Consider the following 19,739-nt stretch of genomic DNA (forward strand, 5'->3'; position numbering starts at 1 on the left):
CCCGCGAGGTCAGCGGCAGTGCACGCGCCGGGTCCAGAGCAGGACCGGCGGGGTTGCGGTGTCGCTGCCGCCGTAGGTGTGCTGCCAGTTGCCGATGGCGTTCGTCTGCTCGGGGCGGACGGCGAGCACCAGGGGAGTGTCGGGGCGGATGCCGGGCCGGCCCTTCGCCGTCGGCATGCCCTCGACCCAGCGCGTGTAGAGGTCGGTGACGTCGGCGGTGATCTCGCGAGGCGTGGTCGCCGTCGCGGCCGGCTGGCCGGCGGCGCCGGGCTGGCCCGCGGCGGCGAGCGCGACGGAGTCGCCGTCGCCGGCGGGGTTCGGCGGGCTGTACGGCGTCCAGTCGAAGTCGCCGCGCGGCCGGTTCGCCACCAGGTCGAGCGTGGGCACCCTGGCCGGCATCAGGCCGCGGGCCAGGCCCGTCAGCGCCGACGGATAGACGCCGAGCGGGTAGGGGCCCTCGTCGCCGACCGTGCCCTCGGCCGCCAGCATGGTCAGCCGCAGCTGAACCTGGGCCACGCAGGCCAGCGGCGCGGGTAGCAGCGGGAAGACGAGCTCACCGGTGAGCAGGTGGTCGTCGCCGCGGCGCGGCACGTGCCGGTACATCCGGCCGACCGGAAGCCCGCCCGAGGCGGTGGTGACCGCGGTCGGGTGGCCGCTGCCGGCCGCGAACGCGCTCAGCAGGAACGTCCGGGTCGCCGCGATCGGGACGCCGGGGAACTCGGTGACCGGGGGCGGGGCCGGGGTGGTCGCGGCCACGACCACCGGGGAGGCGCTGGGGGTGGGCAACAGCGGACGCAGGGCCGCCGGCCCGCCGCCCATCACGCCGAGCACCACCGAGCCGAACGCGATCAGCAGGACGGCGCCGCCCGTCGTGGTCAGGAAGATCCGCCCACCAAGCCCGGGCGACCGCAGCGTGACGCCGAGCCGGCGGTCGAGACCGCGTTCGATCCGGCGGCCGATTCGAGCCAGTGCGGTTCGTGTCACCCGGGTGCGGCGCCGCGCGAGCCGGGCCGGACCGGCGACGCCTGCCGTCACGAGGCCGGCCAGCCGGACCAGGCGACGTACCGACCAGCGCAGGGCCAGACCGGTGTGCGTCGCCGTCACTCGCATGATCCAGGCCGCCGCGCGGGCCGTCTGAAGGGCCGCGCGGGCGATCCACCTGGCCCATGAGGCCGCGCGCATACCGGGAATCCGCGCGAGACCAGCCCGTGCCGGGCGCCGCTCGGCGGGCGTCCGGTACAGCGCAGCCGTCCGAGCACCAGCGACCGTCGAGCCCGGCGGGGTCGTTTCGGCGACCGTCGGCGTCGTCGGGGGCTCAGGGGGCGGCGGGTCGACCGGAGCCGGTGGGCTGGCGTCGTCCCGCGTGGTCGTCACCACCGAGAGGTTGTCCATGTGTGAACTCCCGGGTGTCGACCCCTCTTCGTGGTGAAGATGTCACTCCAAGTCGAGTTCCCGCACGGAGACGCGCCGGGTGCACCTGTGGGCCTCCTGTGTCCCGACAGATGCCGCTAGCCTGCCGGCAGCACGGTGTCGGGTCGGGGACGAGCGCGCCTACCTCCTGGATCGCTGCTGGTACGTTTCGGCCCGATTCAGACCCTTGGAGTGCCGCCATGTCGACCCCAGCTCCTGGCCAGTCGCCGGACCCGTTCGCCAAGCCCGGGCCGCAGCAGACCCCGCCCGGCGGGCCGGCCTACCCACCGGCTCCCGGGCCTTACGGTGACCCGGCCGCGCCGTACTCCGGGGGCTACGCGCCTGGCGCCGGTGACCCGAACGCCGGGTACGGCTACCCGCCCGGCGGCTACCCGCCCGGGGACCCGAACGCCCAGTACGGCACCCCGCCAGGCGGCGGCTACCCGCCGGCCGGCGACCCGAACGCGCCCTACTACGGCCAGCCCGGCTACCCGCCTGGCCCGGGTTACCCGCCCGGCCCGGGCTACACCCCGGCGCCCGGCGACCCGGGCTTCGGCTACCCACAGCCCGGCTACCCACAGCCCGGCTACGGCCTGCCCGCCGTCTGGGGCGCGGACCCGGCGGCGCCGTTCGGGCGGCACCAGATGACGGGTGAGCCGCTCTCCGACAAGGACAAGCTGACCGCCGGCCTGCTGGAGATCTTCCTCGGCTGGTGTGGCGCCGGCCGGTGGTACCTGGGCGACTACGGCATCGCGACCGCCCAGCTGCTCACCTGCGGTGGCCTGCACATCTGGTCGTTGATCGACGGCATCATGATGTTGACGGGCAGCGTCCGGGACAAGCAGGGCCGCCCCCTGCGGGACTGATCATGATCTCCGGGGAGCAGCTGGCGGGCTTCGCCGTCGCGGCGTTCGTGCTGATCGTGATTCCAGGCCCGAGCGTGCTGTTCGTGGTGGGGCGGGCGCTGTCGCTGGGGCGGGGCGCCGCGATCGCGAGCGTCGTCGGCAGCGCGCTGGGCAACTACGTCGTCGCGGTGCTGGTCGCCTTCGGGCTCGGCACGCTGGTGGAGCGTTCCGAGCTCGCGTTCCTGGTCATCAAGCTGGTGGGCGGGCTGTACCTCGTCTGGCTGGGGGTCCAGGCGTTCCGCCATCGGCGGGCGCTGGCCGAGGTGGCCCAGACCCGGGTCGCGGCGACGTCCCGGTGGCGGACGGCGCGGCAGGGCTTCGTCGTCGGCCTCACCAACCCCAAGGCGCTGATCATGTTCGGCGCGGTGCTCCCGCCGTTCGTCAGCCGGGACGCGGGGCACGTTCCAGCCCAGATGCTGCTGATGTCGCTGGTCGCGATCTGCATCGGCCTGGTCTCGGACAGCGTGTGGGCGATGACCGCGAGCGCGGTCCGGTCGTGGTTCACCCACGACACCCGCCGGCTCGCGGCCGTCGGCGGCGCGGGTGGCCTGGCGATGATCGGCGTCGGCCTGACCGTCGCCCTCACCGGCCGCCGCGGCTGAGCCCGGCGCGGCCCGAGCCACGCCTGCCCCGCGGGCGTCAGCCGAGCAGCTCAGGGAGGGCGTCGACGATCAGCTCCCAGTCCGGGGCGGCCGGGTCGATCAGCGTGTAGTGATCGCCCGGGGTCTCCAGCAGGCGCGCGGGGGCGCCGGCGGCGGTGGCGACCTCGACGTAGCGGACGCTCTGGGCGAACGGGACCTCGTCGTCGGCGCGGGCGTGCGCGCACAGCACCGGAACGTCGAGCGGGATCGCCGCGCCCGGATCCGCCAGGCGATAGGCCTCCGGAAGCCCCGCCGGGGTCCCGCCCATGAGGTCGACGGCCGCCGTGCCGCCGACGCCGTCGCGGGCGCAGTCCGCCAGCCACACCGCGCCGGCCTGGGAGACGACGCCGGTCAGCTCGACGCCCGGTCGGGCGCCGGGCGCGCCCGCGGGCAGCCTGGAGCGCCCGGCGGCCCAGACGGCGAGGTGCCCGCCCGCGCTGTGCCCGACGGCGACGAGCCGGGCGGTGTCGACCGGCAGCGTCGCCAGCAGGTCGATCCCCGCGGCGACGTCGGCGAACGTGGCCGGCCAGCCGCCACCGCGCCCGACCCGCCGGTACTCCAGGTTCCAGGCCGCGTAGCCACGCCCGGCCAGGTCGCGGGCCAGCGGCCTGGCCAGCGTCGAGCTGTACCGGGCCCGCCAGAACCCGCCGTGGAGCAGGACCACGGTGCCGCGCGCGGCTCCCGTCCCGTCGGCCGGCAGCCACAGCTCGCCGAACTGGTCGCCATCCCGGCCATACCGGTGCACGGTCGGTCGCACGGCCCACTCCCGCCGGTACAGAGAGAACATTTCCGCGCAGCCGTCGACTGGCCCTGCCGGCGGGCGCCACTCGACGTAGCCTGATCACGGGGGACGTGCTGCGCCCCCCAGGGGACGGGGCGTGATCACGCTTCCGTCCGCGTCTGGAGGGCATCATGCCCTCAGGCCGTGCCCGGGCGCACGGGGAGGTGGTCGCCGATGAGCCGGTATGCGGTGGACGTCCACGACCACGCGCTGGTGGTGTCCTGGGACACCGGGCTCGGCGACGTGGCCGCGCGGGTCGCCCATTTCCCGACCACGGTGGACGAGTCGGACGCCCTTCAGCTGGCCCGCACGCTGACGTTCCTGTCCGCGGCGGCCTGGCGCACGTATACGCACCCCGAGGAGGCCGCGCTGCAGGCGCTGCCGACCGGGGACGACAACCTCAGCGGCCGCGGCCGCGAGGTGTTCGGCAAGGTGGTCGCGGCGATCGAGAGCCCGCACCTGCCGCGCGAGGGGCTGATCCAGCAGGCCGTGGTCGTCGTGGAGGAGGCCGCGCACCGGGTCGGCCGGGCGCTGCACACGATCGCCGACACCGAGCTGACCAACCAGGTCGCCGCCGACGTGCGCGCCGAGCTGGCCGCCGTCGAGAGCGCCGAGCTGGGTGAGCTGTCCGGCCGGGCCCGCCAGGCGGTCACGTTGAGCCGGGCCGACGCCTCGCCGCTGCAGATCGCCGCGGCCGACCTGCTGCTACGGGGCGACCCGTTGGGCTCGCGGGCGCTGTTCACCGACGTCGAGCCGACCGCCGCCGCGATCGCCGCCGCGCACTGGCTGCACGCGGCTGCGATCGTCGCCGCCCAGCACGCCGACCTCGACGTCACCCAGGTCGTCGCCGAGGCGGACGCGATCGAGCCGCTGCCGCACCGGACACCGACCCTGGTGCTACACCAGGTGGAGGCGGGCGACTCGCCCCGCGAGGCCGTGCTCGACCTGATCTCGCACGCGATGGTCGTCGCGGAGGGGCGTAACCCGGACCTGGACGACATCTTCGAATGGGTCGCCGAGATCGTCGAGGACGGCGGCCCTCGGGACGCCGACGGCGACGACGACGGCCCGCTGCCGCGGCTGCTGACCCGTCCGCCGACGCCGGTCGACGGCCTGGCGATCCAGATCCGCGGCGGTCTCGACGACGGCTCCGACGACGACCACTCCGACGACCCGCTCGGCCTCGCCGACGATGACGACGACGACGAGGAGATCGGCGAGACCGTCGTGCTGCCGGACCGGCTCACTCCGCTGGACCCGCGCCGCCCGGCCGTCGACCTGCTCGAGGACCTGCTCGCCGGGATCCACGGCTGCTGGCTGCTGTACCGCGAGTTCGCCGATCCGCCCACGGTCCCGCGCCCGCCGGAGCCGGCCGCCGCGAGCGCCGTGGCGCCGACCGCCGAGACCGTCGCCGCGGCCCGCCGCATCCGGCGCGAGCAGCTGCGGCACGCGTTCGACGACGAGGTGCGCGCCGCGGCCGCCACCCTGCGCGACCAGCTGGTCTAGCCCGTGGCACGCAGTCGTGGCAGTGTTCGACGCGGACAAGGCCGGTAGGCCGGCGTAGGAGTCGGTAGGCCGGGGCAGGAGGGCTGGGGCGCATGTCGCGGGCGCTGGTGCTCGGTGGCGGCGGGCTCGCCGGGTTGGCGTGGGAGATCGGGCTGCTTGCCGAGCTGGCCAGCGGCGGCTCGGACCTGGCCGCGGCCGACACGGTGATCGGATCGTCGGCCGGCTCGGTGGCCGGCGCGCTGCTGCGGACCGAGCCGAGCCTCCAGCCGTCGCTCGCCTTCCAGCTGGCGGCGCACGAGGCGGGAACCGAGCTGTCGGTCAAGCTCGACCCGGAGCTGCTGTGGACCATGTTCGGCGAGGCGGTCAGCGGCGCCCGTGACCTGGAGTCCGCGCTGTCCCGGATCGGCGCGATGGCGCTGGCCACGCCGACCGTCGCCGAGGCCGAGCGCCGTCGGGTCATCGAGTCCCGGCTGCCCAGCCACGCCTGGCCCGCGGCCCGGCTGCTCGTCACTGCGATCGACGCCGAGCGCGGCGCGCTGCTCGTCTTCGACAAGGACTCGGGCGTGCCCCTGGTCGACGCCGTGGCGGCCAGCTGCGCCGTTCCCGGGGTCTGGCCGCCGGTGACGATCGGCGGCCGGCGCTACATCGACGGCGGCTCCGGCTCGCCGACGAACGCGACGCTCGCCGCCGGCCACGACGTCGTCCTCGTCGTCGCGGCGATGACGATGCCGGCCCGGGGCCCGTTCCTCGGCATCGACGACGAGGTGCACGAGCTGGAGTCGGCCGGCAGCCGGGTGATGGTGATCAGCACCGACGACGCGGCCCAGTCCGCCTTCGGCGTGAACCCGCTGGACCCGAGCGTCCGCCCGGCCTCGGCCCGCGCCGGGCGCCGCCAGGGCCGCTACCTCGCCTCCACCGTCCGCGCCTTCTGGGCCGACACTGCTCCGTAGTCGGCGACGTGTAGCCGGTCAGGGCCGGGACCGGACCTGCCACAGGTCGGGGAAGCTGGGGCGAAAGAGGGTCGAGCGCAGGTACGCGCTGCCGGCCGAGCCGCCGGTGCCGGCCCGGGCGCCGATGATCCGTTCGACCATCTTGACGTGGCGGTAGCGCCATTCCTGGATTCCCTCGTCGATGTCGACGAGGGCCTCGCAGACACCGGCGGGGGCGGCGCGTTCGTCCTGGTAGACCTCCAGGAGCGCGGCCTGGACCGCGTCGTCGCCCGGCCAGGCCTCGGCCGGATCCCGGTCCAGGATCTCCGCGGGGAGCTGCCAGCCGGCGGTGGCCAGGTAGCGCAGCAGCGAGTCGAAGACCGACCGGCGGCCCACGATCGCGTCGAGGGTGGCGTCACCGCTGGGGTGGGGGAAGTCGCGGCGGCCGAGCGTCGCCTCGATCCAGCGGAACTGGGACGACTGGAACCCACTGGACGAGCCGAGCTCGGGGCGGAAGCTGGCGAACTGGCGTGGGGTCATCGTCTCCAGGACGTCCAGCTGCCCGACGACCGTCTTGAGGATCTTCGCGACGCGCCCGGCGGTGTGCATCGAGCCGACGCCGTCGCCGGCTTCCAACCGGCGCTGCAGCAGGGCCAGCTCGTGCAGGATCTGCTTGAACCACAGCTCGTACACCTGGTGGATCACCACGAACAGCAGCTCGTCGTGTTCCTCGGTCCGCGGGTGCTGGGCCGCGAGCAGCTCGTCGAGGTGCAGGTAGGTGCCGTAGGTGAGCTCGTCCGCCTCCTGGCTGGACACGCCCGGCCCGGTCATCGGCGCCCGCCGCGGGTGGCGCCGGCGACGGCGGCGGCCCCCAGGCCCGCGATTCCGGCGGCGGCGAGCGCCGTGAGCCGCGTCTGGCGGCGCATCCGGTCCGGGATCTCGGCGTAGGGCATCGTGGTGAAGCTGACCAGCTCGTAGCGGGAGACGAACCGGCCGGGCAGCCGGCGTTCCAGCCAGTGCTCGGCGGCGACCCGCGCCTGGAACGTCCTCGAGCTCACCCGGTCGCGCATCTCGACGAAGTTGTCCAGGGCCATCTCGGCGATCGCGTCGCAGTTCGCCTTGCGGCGGCGTTCGTACGCGGCCAGCGCCGCGGGCCAGTCGTCGCCGGACTCGGCCAGGCAGCGGTCGATCTCGACGCAGTCCTCGAACGCGCAGTTCGCGCCCTGGCCGAAGAACGGCACGATGGCGTGCGCGGCGTCGCCGACGAGTGCGAGCGTCGTGGCCGTGCCCGCGCCCACGCTCGTACCCGCGCCCACGCTCGAACCGCGGTGCACCCACGGCCAGGCGCGGATCGTCGCCAGCGAGCCGAGCGGGTTGCGCAGGTAGTCCTCGACCAGGTCCGGTGCCAGCCCGACGACGTCGGGATAGTGCGCGCGGAAGTGGCTGACGATCTGCGCGCGGGTCCGCAGCGCCGCGAACTGATCCGCTGTCCAGAACAGGGTGCAGGTGAAGGACCGGTCCAGGTTCGGCAGGGCGATCATCATCGACTCCCCACGCGGCCAGATATGCAGCGCGTCCGGGTCCAGCGCGAACTCGCCGTCCCGGGCCGGGATCGTCAGCTCCTTGTACCGATGGTCGAGATAGTCCTGGCCGAACGTGAAGCCGGCGCGGAACGTGACCGCGCGCCGGGCCGCGCTGAAGGCGCCGTCGCAGGCCAGCACGAGGTCCGCCCGAGCCAGCCGCGGCCCCTCGTCGGTCTCGAACCGCAGCTCGCCGGTGTCGAGGTCCAGGTGGGTGAGCCGGCAGCCGAACGACACGTTCACCCCGGGGGTCTTCGCCGCGACGTCGAGCAGCGCGAGGTTCAGCTCGGCGCGGCTGATCGAGTTGATCGCCCGTCGGCCGTCGGCGCTGTACGGGCGGAAGCTGCGCCCGCCGGCCGGGTCGTGCACCATCCGCCCGTGCATGGGCAGCGCCCGGGACAGGGCCTGCTCCCGTAGCCCGACGTGGTCGAGCGCGGCCAGCCCGCGCGCGGAGATGGCCAGGTTGATCGAGCGCCCGCGTTCCGGTGGCGCGGTGCGGGGATCCTCACGCCGCTCGTAGACGATCACATCGAGGCCGCGGCGACCGAGCAGGGTCGCCAGCAGGCAGCCGGCCAGGCCGGCTCCGATGATCACGACGCGCCGCTGGTCCGCCGGCTCGTCGGAGCGGGCCCACTCAGGCATCGAGCACCGCCGCGAGCGCGCCGGCGGCCCGCCAGCAGTCGTGGAAGGTGCAGTACAGCGGCGCGGGGGCCAGCCGGATCACGTCGGGGCGCCGGGCGTCGGCCAGGACGCCGTGGTCGTGGCGCAGCCGCTCGGTCAGCGGGCCGACGTCGTGGCCGTGGACGCGGACCGAGAGCTGGGCGCCCCGGCGTTCCGGCTCGCGCGGGGTGATGATCTCGGCGTCCCGCGACGCGCAGACCTCGTCGAGCAGCGACTCCAGGTAGGCCGTCAGCCGCACGCTCTTGGCCCGCAGCGCAGGCAGGCCGGTCTGGTCGAACATCTCGAGTGAGAGCAGCACCGGGGCCAGCGCGAGGATCGGCGGGTTGGACAGCTGCCAGGAGTCGGCCGAGTCCACGGGCGTGACCGTCGGCGCCATCTGGAAACGACTCGCGGGGTCGGTCGACCACCAGCCAGCGAGCTTCGGCAGTGACCGGTCGGCCAGGTGCCGCTCGTGGACGAAGGCGCCGGCGAGCGAGCCAGGCCCCGCGTTGAGGTACTTGTACGAGCACCAGGCGGCCCAGTCTGCGCCCGCGTCGTGCAGCCGCAGCTCGACGTTGCCGGCGGCATGCGCGAGGTCCCAGCCGGCGACGGCGCCCGCCGCGTGGGCGGCGGCGGAGATCGCGGCGACGTCGAGGAGCTCGCCGCTGTAGTAGTTGACGGCACCGAGCAGCACGAGCGCGACGCCCGCCCCCTGCTCGGCCAGGTAGGCGACGACGTCCTCCGAGCGCAGCGCCGCCTCGCCGGTCCGCGGTGCCAGCCGGACGATCGCCTCGTCCGGGTCGTGGCCGTGGAACGCGGCCTGCGACCGGACCGCGTAGCTGTCCGACGGGAACGCGCTGTCCTCGATGACGATCCGGTGCCGCTCTGGGGTTGGCCGGTAGAAGCTGACCATGAGCAGGTGCAGGTTGACGGTCAGCGAGTTCATCACGACGACCTCGCGCGGCAGCGCCCCGACCAGGCGCGCGGCCGGGTCCCGGGCCAGCTCGTGGTAGGGCAGCCACGGCCGGCGGGCCTCCAGATGCCCCTCGACGCCGAGCCGCGCCCAGTCGTCCAGCTCCTCGCCGAGCCGGGCCCGCAGCGCCTTCGGCTGCAGCCCGAGCGAGTTCCCGGCGAAGTAGGCCGCCGCCCCGCCCGCGTGGGGCGGCAGGTGGAACTCGTCCCGGCGGGTCGGCAGCGGATCGTCCGCGTCGAGCTCCAACGCGTGGCGTTCCCGGCCGACCAGCGCGAGCGGGCCCGTCACCCGAGCCCCTCAACCCGGCCCGCGACCACGACCGCGGCGGCGGGTGCGGCGAGTGGCGTGGCGGTGGGTGCGGCGAGCCCCAGGAAGCCGCGCGCGTTGCCGGCGAGCAGCCTGGCGCGGGTGGCGGGGTCGAGGAAGTCGGCCCCGTGGACGACGGAGCCGGCGGGGCGCTCGCCGAGCGGGTAGGGGTAGTCGCTGCCGACGACGACCCGGTCGGCGCCGATCGTGTCGACGAGCAGCCGCAGCGCGCCGGCGTCGAAGACCACCGAGTCGACGTAGAACCGGCCGAGGTAACGCTCGGGGTGCAGCTCGGACGTGCCGATCACGTCGCCCCGCCGGTGCCAGGCGTTGCCGAGGCGGCCGAGCCAGAAGGCGAACGAGCCGCCGCCGTGGGCGAAGCAGATCCGCAAGCCCTCGTCGACCCGGTCGAACACCCCGCCGAGGATCATCGCCAGGATCGACAGGTGCGTCTCGGACGGCATCCCGACCAGCCACTGCGCCATCCACCGGTCGAGCCGCGGCGAGGTCGGCATGTCCCACGGGTGCACGAAGACCGGCGCGCCGAGCGCCGCGGCGTGCTGCAGGAACGTCACGACACCCTCGTTGTCGAGGTCGTGGTCGCCGACGTGGTTGCCGATCTCGACGCCGACGTGGCCGGCGGCCAGGCAGCGCTCCAGCTCGGCGCAGGCCGCGTCCGGGTCCTGCAGCGGGACCTGGCACATCGGCAGCAGCCGACCTGGCGCCGGCGCGCAGATCTCCAGCGCCAGGTCGTTGAGGATGTGCGCGATCTTCGTGGCCTGGGCGACGTCGTGGGCGTAGGAGAAGAAGACCGGGGTGGGGGAGACGACCTGCTGTGCCACCCCGTCGGCGTCCATGTCGGCCAGCCGGATCTCAGCGTCCCAGCAGTCCGAGGCGACCCGGCGGAACTCCCGGCCGCCCAGCATGATCATGACCTCGGCCTCGGTCTCGAACCGGGCGGTCGGCGTGTCCGGGCCGAGGTCCGGCCAGCCGTGCGGCACGTAGTGGGTGTGGACGTCGATCACCTCGACGCCCGGGGCCGGGGACTCGGCGGGTCGCATGGGCCGGCGTCAGCCCCTGCCCGGGTGCACGGTGCCGCACTTGGGGCAGGTCCGAGCGGTTTCGTCGGCGTAGAAGGCGCTGAACACCGGTGGCAGATCCTTGACGATGTCGCGCACCTGCAGCTCCGTCTCGTGCACCAGGGCCGCGCATTCCGGGCAGTACCACTGGAACTTCTCCAGCAGTCCCTCCTCCCGGATCCGCTCGACGACCAGCCCGACGGAGCCCGCCTCCGGCCGCTGCGGCGAGTGCGGGACGCCTCGGGGCAGCAGCCAGGTCTCGCCGGCCCGGATGTCGATGCGCCGCGGGCTGCCGTCCTCGTCGATGACGTTGACGTGCATCGAGCCCCGCAGCTGGTGGAACCACTCCTCGTACGGGTCGACGTGGTAGTCGGTGCGGGCGTTCGGCCCACCGACGACCTGGACGATGTAGTCGTCCCCGACCACCAGCGTCTTGTTGCCGACCGGCGGCTTGAGCAGGTGCTGGTTCTCCTCGATCCAGGCGCCGAGGTTGATCGGCTGGGAGAGGCTCATGGCTCGGCCTTTCTCGGGACGTACGCGACGGCCTGCATCTCGATCAGCAACAGCGGGTGCGGGAGCTGGTGGACGGCGACGGTCGTCCGGGTCGGCCCGGTCTCGTCGAAGAACTCGGCCCAGACCTCGTTGTAGCCGCCGAAGTCGTTCATGCTGACCAGGTAGGCCGTGACGTCCACGAGATCGGCCAGTCCGGCCCCGACGTCGGCGAGCAGCGCGCCCAGGTTCTCGATCACGGCTCTGGTCTGGGCCCGGATGTCCAGCGACGTCGTTCCCTGCGGGTCGACCGCCGCGCCGACGAACGTGTTGTCGGGCCGCCGCGAGGACGTCCCGGACAGGTAGACGAAGTCGCCCGCCAGCTTCACGTGCGGGAACCGCCCGCGTGGCGCCGCCTTCCCGGGGACCACCCTGGCCGAGCCGGAGGTCTCAGCCATCGGCGCCGGCCCCGCCGCCGGCCTCGGCCCGCACGCTCGCGGTGCCGAGGCCGAAGATCTCGACCCGCACCGGGCCGGGCCGCAACGGCACGGCCGCCGTCGCCGCGCCGGCGAGGATCACCTGCCCGGCACGCAGCGGGAGCCCGTGCTGACGGGCGAGCGGGACCAGCGCCCGCAACGCGTTCAGCGGATGTCCGAGGATCTCCCTCGTGGACCCCGCCTCGACGATCTCGCCGTCGGCGAACAGCTGGACCGGCAGCGTGCCGAGCGTCTGCCGCCACGACTCGTACATCGGCGGGCGCCACGTCCCGAGGACGAAGAACGCCGCCGAGGTGTTGTCCGCGACGACGTCCGGCAGGCTGAACCGGAAGTCCGCGTACCGCGAGTCGATGATCTCCAGCGCCGCCGCGACCCCGCCGGTGCAGGCCACGATGTCCACGTCCGGGTCGCTCAGGTCGACGTCCCGGGCCAGCCGGAAGGCCACCTCGGGCTCCACCCTCGGATGGATCAGCTTCGTCAGATCCACCGCGCCGCCGTCGGGGACCGCCATCGCGTCGGTGAGCTGGCCGCAGATGATCTCGGAGATCCCCATCTGCTCCATCTTCGCCCGGCTCGTCATCCCGAGCTTCGTGCCGACCAGCCGCTCACCACGCGCCAGCCGCCGCCCGACGACGGCTCGCTGGATCGCGTAGGCGTCCGCCAGTCCCAGCCCCGCCGGCAGCTGGGGCACCGCCGTGACCCGCAGCCGCGCGCCGTCGAGGTACTCGGCCGTGGGTTCGATCGGCTGGTGACCCAAAGGCGCGCGCTGTGTCTCTGGTTCGCTCCGTCGCGAGTCCGCTCCGCGGCCGTCCTCGTCCCTCGGACGACCACTCCGCGGACTCGCTCCCGCGCTCACAGGGCCACGCACACGTTGGTCAGCTCCGTGTAGAAGTCCAAGGAGTGCTCGCCGCCCTCGCGGCCGATCCCGGACAGGCCGACGCCGCCGAAGGGCGAGCGCAGGTCCCGCAGGAACCAGGTGTTCACCCACGACAGCCCGACCCGCATCCGCTGCGCCACCCGGTGCCCGCGCGACAGGTTCGTCGTCCATACCGCTGAGGCCAGCCCGTAGTCGGTGTCGTTGGCGAGCCGGACCGCCTCGTCCTCGGTGTCGAACGGGACGATGGCCGCGCACGGCCCGAAGATCTCCTCCCGCAGCGGCGTGTCCGCGTTCGTCAGCCCGGTCCACAGCGTCGGGGAGATCCACGACCCGTCGTCCAGGCCGTCACCCAGCGCCGGCACCCCGCCGCCGACCAGCACCCGGGCCCCCTGCTCCTCGGCGAGCCGGTAGTAGCTCAGCACCTTCTCCCGGTGCTCGGTGGAGATCAGCGGTCCGGTGGTGGTCGCCGGGTCGTCCGGTCGGCCGAGCCGCAGGGCCTCCGCCTGTTTGACCAGCCCGGCCACGACGTCGTCGAAGACGGGCCGCTCGACGTAGACCCGCTCCGTGCACAGGCAGACCTGGCCGGTGTTCGCGAACACCGAGCGGGCCAGCCCGGCGAGCGTCAGCTCCAGGTCGGCGTCGGCGAACACGACCGCCGCGTTCTTGCCGCCCAGCTCGAACGACACCGGCCGCACCCGCGGAGCGACCGTCCGCATGATCGCCGACCCGGTCGCCGACGAGCCGGTGAACGTCACGCCGTCGACGCCAGGATGCTCGGTTAGGAACTGCCCCGCCGACCCCGGCCCGAAGCCGTGCACCACGTTGTAGACGCCGTCCGGCACGCCCGCTTCGGCGAGCACCTCGGCCAGCAGCGTCGCCGTCGTCGGCGTCCACTCGCTCGGCTTGACGACGACGGCGTTCCCGCAGGCCAGTGCCGGCGCGACCTTCCAGGTCAGCAGCAGCAGCGGCAGGTTCCACGGGACGATCACGGCGACGACCCCGAGCGGCTTGCGGACGGCGTAGTTCAGCGCCTGCTTCCCGCCCGGAAGGTCGGTCAGGAAGCTCGGCGCCCCGGCGGCGGCGACGATGTCGGCGAACGCCCGGAAGTTCGCGACCGCGCGGGCCACGTCCAGCTCGCGGGCCTGCGCCAGCGGCTTGCCGGTGTCTCCGCTCTCGGCCAGCACGAACTCCTCGAACCGGGCCTCGATCCGGTCCGCGACCCCGCGCATGAGCGCGGTCCGCTGGGCCACCGACAGCGCGCCCCACGGACCGTCGAGCGCGGCCCGGGCCGCCAGGACCGCCCGGTCGACGAGATCCTTGCCGGACTCCTGCACCCGGGAGCGGACCGAGCCGTCGACCGGGTCGACGTTGTCCCAGCTCGGGCCCCCGTCGACCGGACAACCGGCTACGAAGGCGCGCAAGATGGGCGGGTCCGCGCCGCCTGCCCCGGCAGTGCTCCGGGGTGCGGCTCGCCCGGCCGTCGTCGGGCCGACGGGGACGGTCGCGGAAGCCACGCCCACCAGTGTCGGGCGGCTCCATATGTTCCGCAAATACCGAGCAGGCTGCCGCACGCCGATGCGCACAGCCGCGCGGCGGCTCCGGATCAGATCCGGAGCCGCCGCGGGTCTCCTGGGACGGGCTCAGCCCTGGGCGCCCGCGGGCGTGGTGGTCGTGCTGAAGCCCCCCACCTTGTTCGCCTGGATCGCGAAGTCGTTGGTGAACGTCGTCGACAGGTCGACCGACGACGTCGCCGACCCGATCAGCTCCTCCATCGCCAGCACCGTCTTCGGGCCGCCCGCTGGCATGATCCCGTCCGGCAGGAACTGGCCCTTGTCCTGGCTCAGCGCGCTGATGTAGTCCGCCTTGGAGATGACACTGTTCTGCACGTAGGTCGGTGGCAGGGCGTTGGCGATGTCGGTCGCGGTGTGGGTGTTGATCCAGTGCATGGTCGCTACGAGTGCGTCGACGACCCGCTGCGTCGCGTCCTTGTGGCTGTTGACCCAGCTGGTGAGGGCGATGACACCCGCGGCGGGCCAGGCGCCACCGAGTGCGGTGGTCGCGCCGGAGGTCGTCGCGAGGTCGATCGCCGAGTAGGCGATCCCCAGCTTCTGCATGGCGGTGACCGTCGGCTGGGTGGTCATGACACAGGCGGCGGAGCCACCCTTGATCGCGGCGATAGCGGTGGATCCGGCGCCCACGGCGAGACGGTGGAAGTCCGCGGACTTGAGGCCCTTCTGCGCCGCCAGGAATTTCGTGAGCGAATCAGTGCCGGAGCCGAGATCGGTGACTCCGAGCGTCTTTCCGGTGAAGTCAGCCGCCGAGTGCACGCCGCTGTTCGTGCCGCACATCTCGCGTTCGCCGGGCGCGCCGGACAGCTGCACGACGTCCTCGACGGCCTTGCCCTTCACCTGGAAGTCGATCGTGTGGTTGTACCAGGCTCCGGCCATGTCGACCTGGCCGGAAGCCATCGCGTCCTCGGCGCCGGTGCCGCCGTTGGACTCGGTGCTCAGCACGACGTTCACGCCGTACTTCTTGTAGAAGCCGAGCTGGTCGGCGAGCTTGTACGGCAGGTAGATCTGCTTGTCGATCCCACCGACCATGAGGCGCACGGTCGGCGTGCTCGTTCCCGAGCCGGATTTGGAAGAACCTGAGCCGCCTGAACAGGCGACGGTTCCTAAGGTGAGAGCACCGACGACTGCGATGGCGGCCACGGATCTGCGCATGGCGAGTCAGCTTCCTTTCGAAAATGGGCAGGGAGAACGTGCGGAGGGCGGCGGGTCAGATGGCCGCGCTCTCCGTCGGGCTCGGGGGGCGCCAGGACAGGACCCGGTGCTCCAGCAGAGTGATCAGGTACTCGGCGACCAGGGTGATGACGGCGACGACGAGCATTCCGGCGAAGACGCCGTTCGGGTCGAGGTTGCCCTGGGAGGTGCGGATCACCAGGCCGACACCGTGCTGGGCGCCCAGCACCTCGCCGACGAGCGCCCCGACGATCGCGAAGCCGAAGGCCGTGTGAAGGCTCGCGATGATCCACGTCAGCGCGGACGGGAGCGTCACGTGGCGGACGATCTGCAATGTCGACGCGCCGAGCACCCGGACGTTGGACAGGATGGTCCGGTCGACCTCGCGCACGCCCTGGAAGGCGTTGAAGAAGACCACGAAGAAGACCAGCACGGCCGCGAGCAGCACCTTGGGGGTCGTCCCAACACCGAACGCGACGATGAAGATCGAACCGAGGACGATGCGCGGGATCGCGTTGACGACCTTGATATAGGGCCCGAGGACGTCGGCCAGGAAATGGTTCTGCCCGAGGCTGACGCCGAGGACGATCCCGGCGAGGGCGCCGATCACGAAGCCGAACACGGCCTCCTTGAGCGTGGTGGCGATGTCCGTCCAGAACGACCCGAACTCCGTGCCGTGCTCGAACAGGTCGAGCGTCCGCCGCCAGATCCCGGTCGGCTGGCCGTAGAAGAACGGGTCAACGATCTTCAGGCTGGTGAACAGCTGCCAGCCACCGAGGACGATCACGGCGAAGAGCAGGCGCGCGCCCCACACGGCCAGCCGGCGGCGCCGACGTGCCCGGCGGGCCAGGGCCGAGGCTCGGTCCACCGTGGCGTCGGCGGGGACGGCCGCGGCGGATGTGGCGATGGTGCTCACGCGCTCGCCGCCGCGGTGCGCGCGTACGCGGCCTCGACCTCGTCCCGCAGCGAGCTCCAGATCTGCTGCTGAACGTCCAGGAACTGCCGGTCGAACCGGAGGTCCTGGACGGCGCCACGCGGGCGCGGCAGGTCGACGTCGTAGGAGGTCTTGACCGAGCCGGGGCCCGACGTCATGACGACGACCTGGTCGGCCAGAGCGACGGCCTCGTCCAGGTCGTGCGTGATGAACACGACGGTGGGCCGCAACTGCTCCCACAGAGTGATCAGCTCGGTCTGCATGATCGCCTTGGTCTGGACGTCCAGCGCGCCGAACGGCTCGTCCATCAGCAGGATGCGGGGCTCATTGATCAGCGCCGCGGCCATGGCGACCCGTTTGCGCATGCCGCCGGAGAGCTGGTGCGGGTGGTGGTCCTCGAAGCCACTCAGGCCGACCCGGCGCAGCCAGTCGCGCGCCGTGGCCTCGGCCTGCCGCCGGCCGCGGCCGTTGAGGACCGGCCCGAGCGCGACGTTGCCAAGTACGGTCTTCCACGGCAGGAGGGCATCCGCCTGGAACATGAAGCTGACGCCGTCGGTCAGCCCGCGTACCGGACGGCCGTCGACGGTGATCGTGCCGTCGCTGGGCTTCTCCAGCCCGCTGACCAGGCCGAGGGTGGTGGACTTACCGCAACCGGTGGGTCCGACGACGGCGCAGAAACGCCCGGGCTCGACCCGGAACGTCACGCCTCTGATCGCGGTGAACGCGCGTCCCGCGGGGTCGAGGAACCGCTTGGTCACCCCGTCGAGTTCGATCCCGGCCCCTCCGAGGGCCGCGGGCGTGACGCCCGCGGTGGCGTTGGGTTGGCTGGCCATGTTGGGTTGGCTGGCCATGGTCGGTTTGCTGGCCATCGTGTCGGCTCACCTCCTCGGTCGCCGTGTCGTCGGACACGGTCGGAAGCTGTGGTTGGCCGAACGTAAAGTGACACCACGGTGACGTCACGGTTTCGCGCGCATCTCGGGGTTTTGCGCGTTCTGCTCATGAATGGGTCCGTCGGTCAACTTGCCGGACCCTGTGATCCACCGCACAATGACGTCCGTGTCGCGCGGGATGAACCGGAAGCTGTCCACCCGAATCCTGATCAACCAGTTGATGATTCTCGGCGCGACGGTTCTCATCGGTTTCGTGCTGTTCGCTCGCGTCGAGCGTGGCCAGCTGGACGGGCAGTACGAGCAGCGCGCCGCGGCCATCGCGCAGACCACCGCGGGCGTGCCCGACGTCATCGGGTGCCTGGAGGCCCCGAAGCCGGCCTGCTCGACACGGGTGGAGATGATCGCGGAGCGGATCCGTCGAGAGACGGGGGCCTCGTACGTCGTCGTCATCGACATGAACCGCGTCCGGCATTCGCACCCGATTGCCGCCCTGATCGGTCAGCAGGTCAGTGAGCCGATCGCGACGACGGACGGCCAGACGCACACCGGCATCGACAACGGGAGCACCGGGCGTTCCGCCAACGGCAAGGCGCCGATCTCCGGCGGTCGGGGGCAGCTGGTCGGCGAGGTGTCGGCCGGCATTCGCGAGAGCTCTGTCTCGCTGGCGCTGTGGCGGTCGCTGCCGGTCTATGCACTCTGGTTCGCCGTGGCGCTCGCGTGCGGCGCGGTCGCCTCATGGCTGCTTGCGCGGCGCCTGAAGCGTCAGACGTTCGGCCTGGAGCTGGAGGAGATCTCGCTGCTGCTCCAGGAGCGAGAGGCGACCCTGCACGGCATCCGAGAGGGCATGATCGCGCTCGACCCGGCTGGGCGGGTCTCGATGATCAACGATGAGGCCAGGCGGCTGCTCGGCATCGGAACCGCCGGCGTGGGCAGACGTCTCGACGAGCTGGTCGAGCCGGGGCGGTTGGCCGCCGTGCTGACCGGTCAGATCGCCGGTCCCGACGAGGTGGTGCTGACGGACGACTACTGCCTCACGGTCAACCGGATGCCCGTCACCCTTTACGGCCGGCCACACGGCGCGGTGGTCACGTTGCGGGACCGCACCGAGATGGCGGGGCTGCTGCGGGAGCTCGACAACGTCCGTGGCCTGACCGAGTCCCTGCGCGCCCAGCAGCACGAGTTCTCCAACCGCATGCACACCGTCGCCGGGCTGCTGGAACTGGGCCATGCCGACGAGGCTCTCGGCTACCTCACGGAGCTGCATGCCCGCGAGAGCCGGTTCGGGGACGCCCTGGCAGCTCGCATCGGCTCACCACTGATCGTCGGGCTGCTCGTCGGGAAGGCCGCCCAGGCCAGCGAACGGGGCATCGCCCTGTCGATCGGTGAGGAGACCTGGCTCGGCGAGGTGCCGGACCTTGGTGACCCGCTGGTAACGATCATCGGAAACCTGATCGACAACGCGTTCGAGGCGTTGTCCAGCGCGGACCCGGCGGTTGTCGGCCCAGGGGTCACGGTGGACCTGTTCGAGGACGAGGACGACGTGCGGGTACGGGTGGTCGACAATGGGCCGGGGATACCCGAGGGCATCGGCCGGTCGGTCTTCCTCGACGGTTTCTCTACCAAGCCCGCGCGGGGAAGCCTTCGCCGTGGACTCGGGCTCGCGCTCGTCCACCGCCTGGTCCAGCGCGTCGGTGGACACATCGACGTATCCGAGGGCCCTGGCGCGACCTTCGACGTCCGGCTCCCGAGGTCCGGCGAGGCCATGTCCGCGGGAGGGGTGCTCGTGGCGTGATGAACGGTCCCATCCGGGTGCTGATCGTCGATGACGACTACCGCGTTGCCGGGATTCACGCCGCGTTTGTCGGCAGGGTGGACGGATTCGTCGCGATCGGCGCCGCGAACAGCGCCGCGACCGCGCTGGACCTGGTCAACAGGCTGCGGCCCGACGTGATCCTTCTGGACGTATACCTGCCAGATCGCGACGGCCTCTCCCTCATGCGCGCCCTCGCCGAGCGGAGCGACCCGCCCGACTTCATCGCCATCACCGCGGCCCGCGACGTGAGTACCGTGCGTACGGCCATGCAGCTCGGTGCTGTCCACTATCTGGTCAAGCCATTCCGTTTCGCCGACCTGCGCGACCGCCTGCTCTCCTACGCTGACCTGCGCCGGCGGATCGCCACCCTCGAGATCGGAGACGCCAGGCAGGAGGACGTCGACGAGCTGTTCGGAATGCTGCGTCGCCGGACTGTCCCGAAGATCCCGGTACCGGCGAAGGGACATTCGGCGCCCACCCTGGAGCTGGTCCGCAACGCCGTCGCGGCCGCGCCCGGCGAGGTCTCGGCTGTCGACGTCGCCGCCGCGGTCGGAATCAGCCGCGCCACCGCGCAGCGCTACCTGCGCTACCTGGCCGACCATGGCCTCCTTCGTCTACAGCTGCGGTACGGCGCGACCGGACGCCCCGAGCACCGCTACTTCCCCGCCACCTGAGGTTGAGCCTCTGGCGACCGGAATCGGTGGTGTACCAAGCAAACGCTTGGTAGC

At 72.6% G+C, this 19,739-nt stretch carries 19 protein-coding genes; 6 read left to right on the forward strand and 13 right to left on the reverse strand.

From position 1 onward, the window contains the following. Positions 1-9: 9 nt before the first annotated feature. Entirely contained in the window at positions 10-1,392 is a 1,383-nt protein-coding gene (locus I6A60_RS20840; protein ID WP_203021521.1) for a hypothetical protein, read from the reverse strand. Between the two features lie 218 nt (positions 1,393-1,610). On the opposite strand from I6A60_RS20840, the gene I6A60_RS20845 reads away from it, so the two are divergent. Further along, positions 1,611-2,276, forward strand: a complete 666-nt coding sequence (locus I6A60_RS20845; protein WP_203021522.1) for a TM2 domain-containing protein — start codon at positions 1,611-1,613, stop codon at positions 2,274-2,276. 2 nt (positions 2,277-2,278) lie between these two features. After that, on the forward strand, positions 2,279-2,917 hold the full coding sequence (locus I6A60_RS20850; RefSeq protein WP_203021523.1) for a LysE family translocator: 639 nt from the start codon (positions 2,279-2,281) through the stop codon (positions 2,915-2,917). 37 nt (positions 2,918-2,954) lie between these two features. On the opposite strand, the gene I6A60_RS20855 is transcribed toward I6A60_RS20850, so the two are convergent. Continuing rightward, complete coding sequence (locus I6A60_RS20855; RefSeq protein ID WP_203021524.1) at positions 2,955-3,713, reverse strand: S9 family peptidase; 759 nt, start codon at positions 3,711-3,713, stop codon at positions 2,955-2,957. Positions 3,714-3,911: 198 nt separating this feature from the next. On the opposite strand from I6A60_RS20855, the gene I6A60_RS20860 reads away from it, so the two are divergent. Beyond that, a complete protein-coding gene (locus I6A60_RS20860) occupies positions 3,912-5,243 on the forward strand; it encodes a hypothetical protein (RefSeq protein WP_203021525.1) in 1,332 nt (443 codons plus the stop codon). A gap of 92 nt (positions 5,244-5,335) precedes the next feature. Continuing rightward, a complete protein-coding gene (locus I6A60_RS20865; RefSeq protein WP_203021526.1) occupies positions 5,336-6,193 on the forward strand; it encodes a patatin-like phospholipase family protein in 858 nt (285 codons plus the stop codon). A gap of 18 nt (positions 6,194-6,211) precedes the next feature. Here I6A60_RS20865 and I6A60_RS20870 read toward each other — a convergent pair whose 3' ends face one another. The 11 genes from I6A60_RS20870 to I6A60_RS20920 all read right to left on the reverse strand — a co-directional run bounded on the left by I6A60_RS20870 (position 6,212) and on the right by I6A60_RS20920 (position 17,141). Next, positions 6,212-7,003 (reverse strand): tryptophan 2,3-dioxygenase, encoded by a 792-nt coding sequence (locus I6A60_RS20870; protein WP_203021527.1) that lies wholly within the window; start codon positions 7,001-7,003, stop codon positions 6,212-6,214. Continuing rightward, positions 7,000-8,394, reverse strand: coding sequence for an NAD(P)/FAD-dependent oxidoreductase (locus I6A60_RS20875; protein WP_203021528.1), 1,395 nt, complete (start codon positions 8,392-8,394; stop codon positions 7,000-7,002). Before I6A60_RS20875 ends, I6A60_RS20870 begins: the two co-directional genes overlap by 4 nt. Beyond that, positions 8,387-9,673, reverse strand: coding sequence for a kynureninase (gene kynU, locus I6A60_RS20880; protein ID WP_203021529.1), 1,287 nt, complete (start codon positions 9,671-9,673; stop codon positions 8,387-8,389). The genes I6A60_RS20875 and kynU overlap by 8 nt, the downstream gene beginning before the upstream one ends. Further along, a complete protein-coding gene (locus tag I6A60_RS20885) occupies positions 9,670-10,752 on the reverse strand; it encodes an amidohydrolase family protein (protein WP_203021530.1) in 1,083 nt (360 codons plus the stop codon). Before I6A60_RS20885 ends, kynU begins: the two co-directional genes overlap by 4 nt. Before the next feature lie 9 nt (positions 10,753-10,761). Then, complete coding sequence (locus I6A60_RS20890; RefSeq protein ID WP_203021531.1) at positions 10,762-11,283, reverse strand: 3-hydroxyanthranilate 3,4-dioxygenase; 522 nt, start codon at positions 11,281-11,283, stop codon at positions 10,762-10,764. Beyond that, the gene (locus I6A60_RS20895) at positions 11,280-11,717 is read right to left on the reverse strand and encodes a RidA family protein (protein WP_203021532.1); all 438 of its coding nucleotides are present in this window, start codon (positions 11,715-11,717) and stop codon (positions 11,280-11,282) included. Before I6A60_RS20895 ends, I6A60_RS20890 begins: the two co-directional genes overlap by 4 nt. Beyond that, complete coding sequence (locus tag I6A60_RS20900; RefSeq protein WP_203021533.1) at positions 11,710-12,513, reverse strand: 2-keto-4-pentenoate hydratase; 804 nt, start codon at positions 12,511-12,513, stop codon at positions 11,710-11,712. Before I6A60_RS20900 ends, I6A60_RS20895 begins: the two co-directional genes overlap by 8 nt. Before the next feature lie 95 nt (positions 12,514-12,608). Further along, a complete protein-coding gene (locus I6A60_RS20905) occupies positions 12,609-14,057 on the reverse strand; it encodes a 2-hydroxymuconic semialdehyde dehydrogenase (protein WP_203021544.1) in 1,449 nt (482 codons plus the stop codon). A 216-nt stretch (positions 14,058-14,273) separates the two neighbouring features. Further along, on the reverse strand, positions 14,274-15,233 hold the full coding sequence (locus tag I6A60_RS20910) for an ABC transporter substrate-binding protein (RefSeq protein ID WP_238435875.1): 960 nt from the start codon (positions 15,231-15,233) through the stop codon (positions 14,274-14,276). 178 nt (positions 15,234-15,411) lie between these two features. Further along, positions 15,412-16,290, reverse strand: a complete 879-nt coding sequence (locus I6A60_RS41880; protein WP_203021535.1) for an ABC transporter permease — start codon at positions 16,288-16,290, stop codon at positions 15,412-15,414. Next, positions 16,287-17,141, reverse strand: a complete 855-nt coding sequence (locus I6A60_RS20920) for an ABC transporter ATP-binding protein (RefSeq protein WP_203021545.1) — start codon at positions 17,139-17,141, stop codon at positions 16,287-16,289. Before I6A60_RS20920 ends, I6A60_RS41880 begins: the two co-directional genes overlap by 4 nt. Before the next feature lie 214 nt (positions 17,142-17,355). Between I6A60_RS20920 and I6A60_RS20925 the strand changes: the two genes are divergently transcribed. After that, positions 17,356-18,990 (forward strand): sensor histidine kinase, encoded by a 1,635-nt coding sequence (locus tag I6A60_RS20925; RefSeq protein WP_238435877.1) that lies wholly within the window; start codon positions 17,356-17,358, stop codon positions 18,988-18,990. Then, complete coding sequence (locus tag I6A60_RS20930) at positions 18,990-19,685, forward strand: response regulator (protein ID WP_238435878.1); 696 nt, start codon at positions 18,990-18,992, stop codon at positions 19,683-19,685. Before I6A60_RS20925 ends, I6A60_RS20930 begins: the two co-directional genes overlap by 1 nt. Positions 19,686-19,739 lie beyond the last annotated feature (54 nt).

This window comes from Frankia sp. AgB1.9 (assembly GCF_016786355.1).
Classification (GTDB): domain Bacteria; phylum Actinomycetota; class Actinomycetes; order Frankiales; family Frankiaceae; genus Pseudofrankia.